Origin of the sequence: Myxococcus hansupus, from assembly GCF_000280925.3 — a bacterium.
Taxonomy (GTDB): Bacteria; Myxococcota; Myxococcia; order Myxococcales; family Myxococcaceae; genus Myxococcus; species Myxococcus hansupus.
The window spans coordinates 8854514-8867116 of sequence record NZ_CP012109.1 but is presented as its reverse complement, the minus strand read 5'-3'; the positions used below and the strand labels follow the sequence as shown (position 1 = coordinate 8867116).

Here is a 12603-nt window from a genome sequence, read left to right as displayed (position 1 = left end):
GAAGGTCCCCCATGTCTCGTGTTTCACGCCACGTCCCCCTCACGGGGGCGCTGGCAGCGCTTTGCCTGGCGAGCCCGGCAGCCGCCTACAACTACCCCAACATGTACGACCAGCCGTACCACCACGAGGTCGCGTACCTCATGCTGGACGACGGCAACTACTTTGGGGCCGACCCCTACGTGCTTCCGCAGATTCACGCGGAGGTGAACTACGAGTCGACCAGCAACTGCGTGGGCATCTGCACGTCCGGCATGGAGTACGGCGACCCGGACATCATCGTCTTCGACTTCGAGGGCGAGACGCCGGACGCGGCCAACACCACGGAGGGCCCGGGTGGCCAGGTGGACCCGTCCACGGCGAACACCGGTGGCCAGCCCTTCAGCAAGACGTTCCACAAGAGCGAGGGCTTTGGCAACAACACCTTCGGCGCGGGCTACGTCATCGACGTCTCGCTGAACGGCATCCCGGCCACCCCCAGCGCGGGCGCGAAGCTCGACGCGGTGGCCGAAGGGAAGATCTGGGCCAAGGCCTTCAGCGCGAACCAGCGCGAGGTCGTGCGCGCCCGGGCCGCGGGCTCCGCGCAGCAGAACGCCTTCGCGAGCGCCAAGGTCAACGTGTACGTGATGGGCTCGCAGGTGTACTCGAAGGACCTGCTCTCCGGCACGTTGGTGGATGAGACGCTCTTCAACCGGACCTTCTTCTCCGCGTCGAAGACCTTCACCATCCTCTTCATCCCCGTGACGGTCACCGCGGCGCTCAACGGCAACGCGGGCATCAAGGTGGACGGCTCCGTCGACACCACCGTGGTGAAGCTGGTCGCCACGCCCAAGGGCAGCATCTACGCCTCGGCCAGCGCGGCCGTGAACGTCTTCGTGGCGAGCATCGGCGTGGAGGGCAGCCTGACCCTCATCACCGCGAGCCTGCCCACCACCGGCCAGCTCGTCTCCACGAGCTGCAACTCGCTGGACTGGAACCTCAAGTCGGACTTCAACATCAACACGCTGTCCGGCAACCTGAAGGCCTTCGTCAAGATCAAGCTGTTCTTCATCAAGAAGAAGGCGTCGCTGACCATCGCCAAGTGGAGCGGCTCGACGAAGAACTGGAACCTCATCAACACCACCAGCACCGTGCCCCTCAACTTCACCTGCTCAAACGGCGCGCCGGTCGGCGGCACGGGCACGCTCATCAGCGACAGCGGCGGCGGCACGGGCGGCGGCAACCCCGGTGGCGGTGACGGCGGCGGCGGCGGTGGTGGCGGCTGGGGCGGCGGTGGTGGTGGCGGCGGCTGGGGCGGCGGCTCCTGCGGCGGCGATGTGAACTCGCCCGTGCACCATTTCGAGGTGCCGCGCGAGTACGAGCAGATGCCTTGCATGCTGTAAGGCGCTAGCAACGCTGTTTCGCGGTTCCTGGCGTGGCGGCGCCCTCGTGCGCGCCGCCACGCCCCCTCTCCCTTCGCGCTCCGCCGTCCCGAGGTTTCGCCGTGAATGACCGACGCTGGCTCCTGGCCGCCCCTCTCCTGCTCCTCGGCCTTGGACTTGGGGCCCACCGCCTCCTGTTCTCGGACGAGGCACCGCCCGTCGAGCCCGCCCCGGTCCCCACCGCGCGCGCCTCGAGTGCGCCGGCCCCCGCGCCCACGCCCGGTGCCGCGAAGTCCCCGCCCACGGCGCACGCGCACCGCGCCTGGGTTCCCGGCACCCAGTTCGTGTACGACCTGGACGCGCGGCAGCAGCTCTCCTTCGCCCAGCAGGGAGCCCGCGCGGGTGAAACCCTGACCATCACCTTCCTGGGCGAGCTGACGATGGCGGTCGTCGGCGGCCAGGGTGACAGGCTGGACACCCAGGTGCAGGTCCGCACCGCCCGCTTCGACTTCCAATCCGACGGACGCGACGCGCTCGACGCGAACGCCCGTGAGCGCGTGCTCGGCCACCTCCAGCACCCCTTCTACGTGACGTACACCCGGCAGGGCGCCGCGCTGCTCACGCACTTCGAGCGGGACGTGGACCCGCTCACCCAGAACCTGCTGCGCTCGCTGGTGGCCGCGACCCAGTTCGTCAAACCCCTCACGACCCAGACGACGTGGGAGGCGCAGGAGCTCGACGTCACCGGCCAGTACGTGGCCCATTACCAGCCCGCCCCGGGCGAGCGGCAATACGCGCGGCGCAAGCTGCGCTACCTGCGGATGTCCTCGCCCCAGGGCCTGCGCCCGCTGGAGGCCGGGATGAGCATCACCGTGGACGCCACCACCGACTTCGGCCTGGGCGAGGAAGGCTGGCCCGCGACGGTCCACAGCCGCGAGCGCGTCGCGGTGGAGTCGGGCCCGGACCTGCCCACGGCGCTGGCGGACTCGGAGGTGCGGCTCACGCGGAGCGACGTGCGGCGCGTACCCGCGCTCATCGGCTCGCTGGAGCTGCGGCGGCAGCACCTGGGCTCCTCCACCCTGGCGACCCAGGTGTACGCCGCCCAGGACCCCAAGGCCGAGCTGCGGCGCCTGGTGGCGGGCGCGAAGCTGACGGACCTGGTCGGCGCGCTCCGTGCGCTGCCGCCAGACTCCGCGAGCAGCGGCGAGGCGACGTCGCAGTTGATGAACCGCCTGCGCGCGCTCTTCACCCTGGAGCCGGACAAGGCCCACGGCGTGCCGGAACTGCTGCGGGGCGAGAAGGACCGCAACGTCTACAGCAGCATCATCGGCTCGCTGTCGGCGGCCAGCACGCCCGAGGCCCTGAGCGCCCTGGCGCAGGTGATGACGGATGGCCAGCAAGGCCTGCGCACGCGCGTGGACGCCGCCGCCGGGCTCGGCATGGCGCCGCAGCCCACCGAGGAAGGCATCGCCGCGCTGCGGGAGATGGCGCAGAGCCCGGAGACGGACGTGCGCAGCACCGCCACGCTCGCGCTGGGCAACGCCGCGCGCAACCTGGAGGAGCAGAACTCACCCGACGCGCAGAACCTGCTGCGGGAGCTCGCCCAGTCCGTGGCCGCGTCCTCCACGCCGGAGGCCCGCGCCCTTCGCCTGCGCGCGCTGGGCAACACCGCCAGCCCCGAGGTGCTCGCCGTCATCCAGGACGCGCTGCGGGACACCTCGCCCATCGTCCGGGAAGCGGCCATCGAGGCGCTGCGCCTGATTCCCGGCGCCACCGCGGACCAGCTCCTGGCCATGCGCATGGTGGATGACCCGGCGCCCGAGGTCCGGCGCGCGGCCATCTTCGCCACGAGCTTCCGGGCGCTGCCGGGCTTCCTGCCGGTGTTCGAGCGAGCACTGCGCACGGACGCGGTGGACGCGGTCCGCAACGACGTGGTGCGACTGCTGGGTGAACGCGTGACGCAGCTCTCCGGCGCCGCGGACCTGCTGGCCTGGGCTGGACAGAACGACCCCAACGGCGACATCCGTCACACGGCGATCGCCTACCTCACGCCGCGTTTGCCCTCCGGCCCGCAGGGCCCCTGAAGCGGGGCCCGCGGGACTACACGCCCAGCGCCTCGCGCAGCTCCGGCAGACGCCGCGCCTGGACCGCACCGAAGACGAAGCGGTCCGGGCGCAGCACCACCACGTCCGCGGCGTGCTGGGAGAACCAGTCCGTCAGCTTCCCGGTGACGTCCACCACGGCGGGCGCGGCGTCAGGCGCCGCATCGCTGGCCGCCTCGGACGGAGGCCGGAACGTCAGCATCCGGCCGCCCAGGGACTGCGCCAGCTCCCGCGCCGCCTCCAGCTCCGCCGACGGCGCGTTCCACCGGCACATCACCGTGAAGTCGTTGCCCAGGGTGTCGTCGAGCAGCACCTCCTCGCCCGACTCCAGCTTCACGCGCGGCTGGATGAAGTACTCGCCCTTGTCCGCGAAGTAGAAGCCCTCCGCGTGCGACGGGGCCTCCTTGAACTCGAAGCGCTCGATGAACTTGCGCACGCGGGGGATGCGCTGAATCGTCCGCATCAGCGCGTCACGCGCGGACGCCACCCAGGAGTTGCGCGCCAGGAACAGGTGCCCCACCCGGATGCACAGCTTCTGCACCGCCTCCACGTGCGGCCGGCGCTCCTGCTCGTAGGTGTCCAGCAGCGAGTCCGGGGACTGCCCGCTGAGCACCCGCTGGAGCTTCCACGCCAGGTTGGCCGCGTCCCGCATGCCCGACACCAGGCCCTGGCCCATGAAGGGCGGCATGGTGTGCGCCGCGTCACCCAGCAGGAACACATTGCCGTCGCGCCAACGCGCCGCGTTGAGGCAGTGGAAGGTGTACACCTGCGCGCGCTCGATGCGGACGCGCTTGGGGTCCACGTACGGCGCGATGAGCGCGTTGATGGTGTCCCGGCTCTCCAACTGCTCGCGCGTCTCGCCGGGCATCAGCATGAACTCCCAGCGAATCTGGTTCACCGCGCCGGTGGCCACGAAGGACGGGCGCTTCGGGTCGCACACGAAGCGGCACAGCTCCGGGACCTCCCCCTCCGTGACGGTGCCGGACACCGCCAGCCAGGGCTCACCGTAGGCGCGGCCGGACAGCGGGATGCCCATGGCCTTGCGCACGCCGCTGCGCGCGCCGTCACACCCCAGCAGGAACCGCGAGCGGACGGTGCGCTGCTCCCCCGTCCGTGAGTCACGGTAACGCACCGTCACCCCGGTGGCGTCCTGTGACACCGCCTCCACCATCACGCCCTTGCGCAGCTCCACGTGCTCGAAGCGGTTGAGCCCGTCACGCAGCGAGCCCTCCAGCAAGGGCTGGTGGAAGAACCACAGCGGCGAGTGGCCGAAGCCGAAGTCCACATCGCCGATGTGGAGCTCCGCGAAGCGCTTTCCCGAGCCTCCCACGTATTCCGCGAAGTTCGACTGCTTCATGTTGCTTTGCAGCAAATCCAACAGTCCGGTGGACTGGTAGATGCGCAGGCCTTCGTCGTCGCACGAAAAAGCGCGGGGCTCGCCGTGCGGGGCAACGTCCCGCTCCAGCAAGAGGGTGCGCACGCCGAGGAGACCCAGCAGGTTCCCCGTCAACGCTCCCACCGGCCCACAACCGCTGATGATGACGTCCACCTGCGCGTCGGTCTGCTGGCTGTCACAACCCATGGATGCCTCCCGGGGCAATGTCTGGCATTCTTAATAACGATTCAGGTGTGACCACGGTGTGACCAGTCCGGAAGTACGCGAAGCCATCCGTTCAGGGTGGCGAGCTGCCGTATGACGGAAAAACCACACGCAATTTTTGTCACCACTGGGGCAATCCCTACCCGTGACGGAGGTTTGGGAGCGGGCGTGTTAACTTGAGGGCCGTCCATGCGAGGAATCCCGGAGGACATGGCCGCCGGCCACACGGCAGGCACACAGCGTTTTCAACTGGAGCTGCTCGGCGAGGCCCGGCTCCGGATTGGTGACGCACGCATCCCCTTGGAGCGGCGGACCGCCGGAGTGCTCGCGTGGCTGGCTTTGGAAGGCCCCCACCCCAAGTACCGGCTGGCCGGACTGCTCTGGGCGGAGTCCGGTGAGACGACGGCGCGCAACAACATGCGTCAGCTCCTGCGCCGGCTTCGCCTGGCCTGCGGCGTGGAGCTGATACAGGGCACGGACGTCCTCTCCCTGTGTGACAGCGTCGGCTCGGACGCCGCCGAGCTCCAGGCGCACGTCTTGTCGGGACGTTACACCGAAGCCCTGGCACTGGAAGGCGTATTACTTGGGGCTCTTGAATACGAAGACTGTTCAGAATTCCAAGCGTGGCTGGAAAGTGCACGTGAGCGGTTGGACAAGCTTCGCCGCCGGGCCGCCGTCGCGGAGTCGGAAAGCCGTGAACGGCGAGGTGATTTGACGGGTTCACTCGCACTGGCGGAGCAATTGCTGGTCATGGACCCATACTCGGAGGAAGCCTGGCGCCGGTTGATGCGGCTGCATTACGTGGCCGGGGACCGGATGGCCGCGCTCAACGCCTTCGAGCGGTGCCGCCGGCTGCTGCGCGAGGAGCTGGACACCACGCCGCTGCCGCAGACGGTGGCGTTGGCGCGTGAAATCGAGCGGGGCCCGCCGGCGCCCAAGTCCATTCCCCCCATCACGCAGCGGCTGCCCCTGTCCGTGCTGCGCCCGCCGGTGCTCGTGGGCCGCGAGCAAGAGTGGGCGCGGATGGAGACCGCGTGGGAGGCGGGGCAGACCATCTTCATCTCCGGTGAGCCCGGCGTGGGGAAGACGCGGCTGGCGCATGACTTCGCCGCGTCGCGTGGCACCTACCTGCTGCTGGAGGCTCGGCCCGGCGAGCAGAGCGTGCCCTACTCGTCCCACGTGCGGCTGTTGCGGCAGATGCTCGCCCGCATTCCGGACCCGGAGCTGCCGCAGTGGGTGCGGCGTGAGTTGGCGCGGCTGCTGCCGGATCAGGCCGGACAGGAAGGCCTGCCCCCGCCCATGGCGGACGAGGCCGACCGCAGCCGCTTCCTGGAGGCGCAGTGCCAGGTCGTCTACCAACTGGCCGCCAGCGTGGACGCCATGGTCGCCGATGACCTCCAGTTCATGGACAGCGCCACGGCGGAGTTCGCGGTGTTGATGCTGTCGCGCCGTCACGCGCCAGGGCCGGGCGGCCGCTTCCCGCGCTTCATCGACACGTACCGGGGTGATGAGCTGGCGCCGCAGGCCGGCGCGTTCATCCAGCAGTTGGTGGCCGCGGGGCTGGCCATCACCATCGAGCTGCAACCGCTGAGCACCCACGCCGTGGGCGCGTTGCTGGAGAGCCTGGAGCTGCCCGGCGCGGAGAAGCTGGTGCAGGACGTGACGCGGCACACGGGCGGCAATCCGCTCTTCATCACGGAGACGCTCAAGTACCTGTTGGAGACGGGCGGCCTGGAGCGCGGCTGGCCCGAGCACGTCCCCGCGTCGGGCCGTGGACAGCAGCTCATCCAGCAGCGGCTGGAGCGATTGTCACCGTCGTCCCTGCTGGTGGCCCGGCTGGCAGCGTTGGCGAAGACGGACTTCGCGCTGGAGCTGGCCAGCGAGGTGCTGGAGATGAATCCGCTCGCGCTCGTCACGCACGTGGCGGAGCTGGAAGGCGCGCAGATTCTGCGGGGCGAGCGCTTCACCAACGATTTGCTCTTCGAGGTCGTGCGGCAGGGGACGCCCAGCGCGCTGGGCACGCTGCTGCACCGCCGGCTGGCCGTGGCGCTGGAGCAACGCGGGGCGCCGCCTGTCGTGGTGGCGCAGCACTGGATGGATGGGCATGAGCCCCGCCGCGCGGTGCCCTTCCTCATCTCCGCGGCCAACGCGGAGGCCGCGGCCCTGCGCCACATGGACGCCGCCCTGCTGTTCCACCGCGCCGCCGCGCTGCTGGACGAGGCGGGACAGGCGGATGAGGCCTCACGGGTGCGAGGCCGCGTGCGCGGCATCCCCACCGCGTGACAGGCCCCGCGGGGAGCACACTCGTTCGTAGCATCGCCACCGCGCGCCGGCCGCACGCCGGGGCCGAGGCCACGTGCGCGGCATCCCCACCGCGTGACAGCCCCCACCAGGAACACCCACGCGAGCCCCACCGCGTGCCCTCCACGATCACCGCGCCAGCGCGGTCACCTCGCGCGCCACGTCCACGAACGCGCGCATCGCGGGCGACACCTGCGCGCGGCTGGGGAAGTACAGGAAGAAGCCCTCCACCTTCGCCGCGTAGGGCTCCAGCACCAGCCGCAGGGTGCCGCGCTCGAGCCGCTTCTTCACGCTCGGCTCGAACACATACGCCAGCCCCACGCCCGCCTCGGCCAGCTCCACCATCGCCCGCCACTCTCCGGTGATGACGGGCCCTCGCACCGGGACGCGCCAGCTCCGCGAACCACGCTCCAGCTCCCACTGGTAGATGGCGCCGCTCGTCGGTGAGCGGATGCAGATGCAGTCATGGGTCAGCAGGTCCTTCGGCCGCTCGGGCATCCCGCGGCGCTTGAGATACGCGGGCGAGCCCACCACCACGAAGCGGTCATCCCCCTCCGACAGGCGCACCTGCACCATGTCGCGCTCCAGCGCCTCCGACATGCGGATGCCGGCATCCAGCCCCTCCGCGACGATGTCCACCAGCCGGTCCTCCACGCGCAGCTCCACCTCCACGCGAGGATGACGCTGGTGGAAGCGCGTCAGGATGGGCGTCGCGACGGGCGACACCGCCACGGAGGGCACGGTGAGCCGCAGGGAGCCCGTCACCTCCCCCGGCCGGGCCGTCGCCGCCTTCAACGCCTGGAGCGCCTGCTCCACCGGCGGCCCCGCGGACTCCAGCAGGCGGCGCCCCGCGTCCGTGAGCGCCACGCTCCGGGTGGTACGAACGAGCAACGGCACGCCCACCCGCGCCTCGAGCTGGCGAACGGACTGGCTCAACGCGGAGCCGGACACCCCCAGCTCCTTCGCCGCCGCGGAGAAGCTGCGCTTGCGTCCCACGGCCAGGAAGGCGTTCAAGGCGTTGAGCGGAGTGAAGGCCATTGTGAAGTTTTCCTAAGCAGCGCGTGCCGAATTCATCAGTGCCCTTGAGCCGATGCCGGACGCATCATCCGGTGCGCAAGGTAGGAAGACCACTTCAGCCCCGCTCGAGGAGCCTCCACATGATTCCCGTTCGCGCCTACGCCGCCCAGGACGCCAAGTCCCCCCTCGCCCCGTTCCAGTTCGAGCGCCGGGAGCCCGGCCCCACCGACGTGCAGATTGAAATCCTCTACTGCGGCGTCTGCCACTCCGACCTGCACCAGGCCCGCGACGAGTGGGGCGGCGCGCTCTTCCCCATGGTGCCCGGCCACGAAATCGTCGGCCGCGTGGTTCGCGTCGGCGACCAGGTCACGAAGTTCAAGGCCGGGGACATGGCCGGCGTCGGCTGCATGGTCGACTCGTGCCGCACCTGCCCGAGCTGCAAGGAGGGCCTGGAGCAGTACTGCGAGGTCGCCAACATCCAGACGTACAACGCCAGGTCGAAGGACGGGAAGACGGTCAACCAGGGTGGCTACAGCGAGGCCATCGTCGTGGACGAGGCCTTCGTCCTCCGGATTCCGGAGAACCTGGACCCGGCCGCCGCCGCGCCGCTGCTGTGCGCCGGCATCACCACGTACTCGCCCCTGCACCACTGGAAGGTCGGTCCGGGCCAGCGCGTGGCCGTGGTGGGCCTGGGCGGCCTGGGCCACATGGGCGTGAAGCTCGCCAAGGCCATGGGCGCGCACGTCACCGTCATCAGCCACACGGACCGCAAGAAGCAGGACGCCCTGCGCCTGGGCGCCGACGCGGTCATCGTCTCCGCCAACAAGGACGAGATGGCCGCCCAGGCCGGCAAGTTCGACTTCATCCTGGACACCGTCTCCGCCCAGCACGACCTCAACGCGTACCTGCGGCTGCTGCGCCGTGACGGCCACCTGGTGCTCGTCGGCGCCCCCGAGAAGCCGCTCGAGGTCCGCCCCTTCTCCCTCATCCCCATGCGGAAGAGCTTCTCCGGCTCGATGATTGGGGGTATCCAGGAAACACAGGAAATGCTAGACTTCTGCGCTAAGCACGGCATCGTCTCCGACATCGAGCTGATTTCCATCCAGCAGGTGAACGACGCCTACGAACGCCTGGTGAAGGGAGACGTGAAGTACCGCTTCGTCATCGACCTCGCGAGTCTGCGGAAGTAATCGCGCCGGAGCCAGGCGCCCACCTCGCGGGACAACGGCCGATAGGTAACGACGGCCCCTGCTGGAAGTCGCGCCCCGCCCACCCGCGCCGGAGGGCAGGACAGTGCACGCTATTGCACGTCGTCCTGCCCCACTGGTCAGGTGCCTGCCCGCCGTTGGGTGCGGATTCTCAATGCATGACTACGACGATTGCACAGGCCGGTTTCGTGAAGGTGACGTCCCCGTACCCCGAAGAGCGGGAGCTGCTGGAGCCAGCGCTCGCCGCGCCCACGCCCCAGAAGGCAGCGCAACTTCGACTGAAAGCGAGCCACTGGCTCCTCCGCGCTCAGAAGGAGTTCCACGACGCCATCTTCATGCGGGATGGCTCCGAGGAAGGGCTGGACCGATACGCCAGCGCCCGCGCCGAGCTGGACTCGGCGGAGACCTGGGCGCTGCGCGTGGCGGAGGCCCTCGCGAAGCCCCGCGGCTGACGGGCGCCGAGCGAGAGCGTCACGCCACTCGGGCGGGCGGCTCTGTCCGCTCACTCTCCGGCAAGGACGCGGACGCCGCCACCGGCAATGACGCCGTGGCAGGCACGGGCGCGGGGGGCTTGCCGTAGGGGAAGTAGTCCTTGAGCTTCAGCATGTGCTTCTCGAAGAGGTTCCAGCTCACCAGCGCGAGCGCCAACGAGAGCCCGGCGGCCACCACGTAGAACACCACCTGCATCGGGAAGTCCGTGCCCGCCACCGTCTTCAGCGGTGTCTTCAGCACCGTGCGCCGCAGGATGGCGTCCAGCGGCGAGTGGATGAGGTAGATGGCGTAGCTGTACTTGCCGAAGGTGAGCAGCAGCCGCGTCGTGAGCAGCCGGTGCACGAGGTGGCCCTTGGGCACGGCCACCGCCTTGTACACACCCACCGCGTAGATGACGGCGATGGCGGTGTAGCCCCCCGTGCGCTTCACCAGCTCGAACATGGGGCCCACGGGCAGCACCACCAGGGCCAGCACCACCGGCACGGACGCCCACGCGGCCCAACGCATCCAGGGGAAGGCCTTCAGCCCCAGGCCTTCCGGGTGGCGCAGCGCCATGGCCAGCAGGCCGCCCATGGCCAGCGAGTCCACGCGGCAGAACGTCACCACGTACGTGCTTTCCAGGCTGGCGCCGTACAGCGTGAGCCCCACCCGCACCAGGATGGCCATGGCGATGGTGCCCAGGCACAGCCGGATGGCGCCCCGGTAGGACACCGCGGCGATCAGAAAGGGCCAGACGATGTAGAACTGCTCCTCGATGGCCAGCGACCACACCACGCCGAGGATGGGGTGCGTCGTGTCCACCCAGAGCTGGTAGAAGTTGGAGAGGTACAGCAGGTACCAGGTGGCGCCGTCGGTGGTGATGCGCTCATCCAGGCCCAGCCGGCCCGCCAGCGACGGCAGCACCAGGAACGACACCGCGAGCGCCAGGTAGTAGAGCGGGAAGATGCGCAGGAAGCGGCGCATGTAGAAGTTGCGGAAGAAGTACGGCTGTCCCTTCGCCTCCCACAGGATGCCGGTGATGAGGAAGCCGGAGAGGACGAAGAACAGGTCCACGCCCGTCCATCCAGCCCCGGCCAGCCACCACGTCACGCGCCCCGCCACGCTCTGGTCGCTCAGGTGCGTCGTGTGGAAGAACACCACCAGCAGGACGGCGAGACCTCGCACGCCGTCCAGCACCGGCAGGTGACCCTGCAGGCGCGGAGCGTGCGCCGCGGGAGCATCCACACGGCCAGAGTTCAAGGACATGGAAAAGCTCTTACCAACAACGACTGTCATCCAACAAGACCACCACCGGGCGTGCGTGGGATTGCGGAGACGCCAGCGGGGTGTCAGTCCCGCCACCAGGCAGCCAGGCACGCGAAAAGCGCGGGCGTCCGTGAAACTTCCCGGCGGCTCGTGACACCTTCGTGCCGTGGCACTCCTTTCCGCGATGAAAATGGTGCTGGCAGGTGCGCCCCCGTCCGACACGGACCGGGAGCGGACGCTGCTGCGCCAGGCGCGCACGGGGGACCCCGCGGCCTTCCGGCGGCTGTTCGAACGGCATGCCACGGGGGTGTGGCGCTTCCTCCGGGATTTGATGCGCGACGACGCCGCGGCGGACGAGGCCACGCAGGAGACCTTCGTCCGGGCCCATGCGCGGCTCGGGGCGCTGCGCGACGAGGACCGGCTCGGCGCGTGGCTCCTGGGCATCGCGCGCCACGTGTACCTGGAGTCCCTGCGGCAACGCGGCGTCCATGTGGACGTGGACGATGACGTCCACGCCCGCCATGTGGACGCGGTGCTGCCCACGCCCACGCCGGAGGACCTGCTCCTGGACCGGGAGCTGGAAGGGCTGCTGGCGGGCGCGCTCGGGACGCTGCGGGAGGACCGGCGCGCGGCGCTGCTGCTGCGCATCGACCATGGCCTTCCCTATGAGGAGATTGCGTCGGTGATGGGTTGGTCGATTCAGAAGGTGAAGAACGAAATCCACCGCGCGCGGCTCCAGCTTCGCGAACAACTGGCCGCGCACGTCGGAGGCCGCCCATGAGCGCCTGTCGCGAATCCGAACTGGATGCCCTGCTGGCCAACGAGCTCGCGTCGGAGGACGCCACGCGGGTCCGCGCGCACATCAGCGGCTGCACCGCCTGCCAGCACGCGCTCACCTGGCTGCGAGCCGAACGGGGCTGGATGGCCCAACGCGCCCAGCGGATGCCGGCAAGGCCCGCGCTGGACTTCGCCGCGCTGGAGGCCCGGCTCCAGAAACAGGCGCCGCCACCGCCCGAGCCTCGACATGCGGGGTGGATGCACTGGGGACGGATGCTGAGCGCCGCCACGGCCGTGGTGGCCTTCATCGGCCTCAGCACGATTCAGATGACGCGCATCCCCAGCGTCGACGAGCCCTGGAGCCCTGGCGACGCGCTCGTCAGCATCGCCCGGCCCGTCGACTGGTGTGACGACCCCTCCCGGGAAGCCGTGGCGGCGCTGGAGGCGCGGGTGGGGGCGTGCCTCGTGGCCACGCCCTTCCTGCCCCTGCGCTGATGCGCCCG

At 69.9% G+C, this 12603-nt stretch carries 10 protein-coding genes; 7 read left to right on the top strand and 3 right to left on the bottom strand.

Annotated features, from left to right (window positions below):
- The first annotated feature begins 11 nt into the window (after positions 1-11).
- Positions 12-1379 (top strand): hypothetical protein, encoded by a 1368-nt coding sequence (locus A176_RS39485; RefSeq protein WP_021781242.1) that lies wholly within the window; start codon positions 12-14, stop codon positions 1377-1379.
- 101 nt (positions 1380-1480) lie between these two features.
- Complete coding sequence (locus A176_RS34975; RefSeq protein WP_002640237.1) at positions 1481-3442, top strand: HEAT repeat domain-containing protein; 1962 nt, start codon at positions 1481-1483, stop codon at positions 3440-3442.
- Between the two features lie 16 nt (positions 3443-3458).
- Here A176_RS34975 and A176_RS34970 read toward each other — a convergent pair whose 3' ends face one another.
- A complete protein-coding gene (locus A176_RS34970; protein WP_002640236.1) occupies positions 3459-5042 on the bottom strand; it encodes a bifunctional 3-(3-hydroxy-phenyl)propionate/3-hydroxycinnamic acid hydroxylase in 1584 nt (527 codons plus the stop codon).
- Between the two features lie 207 nt (positions 5043-5249).
- On the opposite strand from A176_RS34970, the gene A176_RS34965 reads away from it, so the two are divergent.
- A complete protein-coding gene (locus A176_RS34965; RefSeq protein WP_002640235.1) occupies positions 5250-7343 on the top strand; it encodes an ATP-binding protein in 2094 nt (697 codons plus the stop codon).
- A gap of 147 nt (positions 7344-7490) precedes the next feature.
- On the opposite strand, the gene A176_RS34960 is transcribed toward A176_RS34965, so the two are convergent.
- Entirely contained in the window at positions 7491-8399 is a 909-nt protein-coding gene (locus tag A176_RS34960) for a LysR family transcriptional regulator (RefSeq protein ID WP_002640234.1), read from the bottom strand.
- A gap of 119 nt (positions 8400-8518) precedes the next feature.
- Between A176_RS34960 and A176_RS34955 the strand changes: the two genes are divergently transcribed.
- The gene (locus tag A176_RS34955) at positions 8519-9568 is read left to right on the top strand and encodes an NAD(P)-dependent alcohol dehydrogenase (protein WP_002640233.1); all 1050 of its coding nucleotides are present in this window, start codon (positions 8519-8521) and stop codon (positions 9566-9568) included.
- Between the two features lie 176 nt (positions 9569-9744).
- Positions 9745-10038: a hypothetical protein gene (locus A176_RS34950; RefSeq protein ID WP_002640232.1), complete on the top strand. Its 294-nt coding sequence runs from the start codon at positions 9745-9747 to the stop codon at positions 10036-10038.
- A 19-nt stretch (positions 10039-10057) separates the two neighbouring features.
- Here the strand turns inward: A176_RS34950 and A176_RS34945 are convergent, their stop codons facing one another.
- On the bottom strand, positions 10058-11323 hold the full coding sequence (locus tag A176_RS34945) for an acyltransferase family protein (protein ID WP_044889975.1): 1266 nt from the start codon (positions 11321-11323) through the stop codon (positions 10058-10060).
- Positions 11324-11489: 166 nt separating this feature from the next.
- Here A176_RS34945 and A176_RS34940 point away from each other — a divergent pair, with 166 nt between their 5' ends.
- The gene (locus tag A176_RS34940; protein WP_002640230.1) at positions 11490-12104 is read left to right on the top strand and encodes an RNA polymerase sigma factor; all 615 of its coding nucleotides are present in this window, start codon (positions 11490-11492) and stop codon (positions 12102-12104) included.
- The gene (locus tag A176_RS34935) at positions 12101-12595 is read left to right on the top strand and encodes an anti-sigma factor family protein (RefSeq protein WP_002640229.1); all 495 of its coding nucleotides are present in this window, start codon (positions 12101-12103) and stop codon (positions 12593-12595) included. The genes A176_RS34940 and A176_RS34935 overlap by 4 nt, the downstream gene beginning before the upstream one ends.
- Positions 12596-12603: the final 8 nt, after the last annotated feature.

What these genes read in the sequence shown, in the direction of transcription:
- A176_RS39485 (WP_021781242.1), top strand. Translation starts at nt 12, where the DNA reads ATGTCTCGTGTTTCACGCCACGTCCCCCTCACGGGGGCGCTGGCAGCG.
- A176_RS34970 (WP_002640236.1), bottom strand. Translation starts at nt 5,042, where the DNA reads ATGGGTTGTGACAGCCAGCAGACCGACGCGCAGGTGGACGTCATCATC.
- A176_RS34965 (WP_002640235.1), top strand. Translation starts at nt 5,250, where the DNA reads ATGCGAGGAATCCCGGAGGACATGGCCGCCGGCCACACGGCAGGCACA.
- A176_RS34960 (WP_002640234.1), bottom strand. Translation starts at nt 8,399, where the DNA reads ATGGCCTTCACTCCGCTCAACGCCTTGAACGCCTTCCTGGCCGTGGGA.
- A176_RS34955 (WP_002640233.1), top strand. Translation starts at nt 8,519, where the DNA reads ATGATTCCCGTTCGCGCCTACGCCGCCCAGGACGCCAAGTCCCCCCTC.
- A176_RS34950 (WP_002640232.1), top strand. Translation starts at nt 9,745, where the DNA reads ATGACTACGACGATTGCACAGGCCGGTTTCGTGAAGGTGACGTCCCCG.
- A176_RS34945 (WP_044889975.1), bottom strand. Translation starts at nt 11,323, where the DNA reads ATGTCCTTGAACTCTGGCCGTGTGGATGCTCCCGCGGCGCACGCTCCG.
- A176_RS34935 (WP_002640229.1), top strand. Translation starts at nt 12,101, where the DNA reads ATGAGCGCCTGTCGCGAATCCGAACTGGATGCCCTGCTGGCCAACGAG.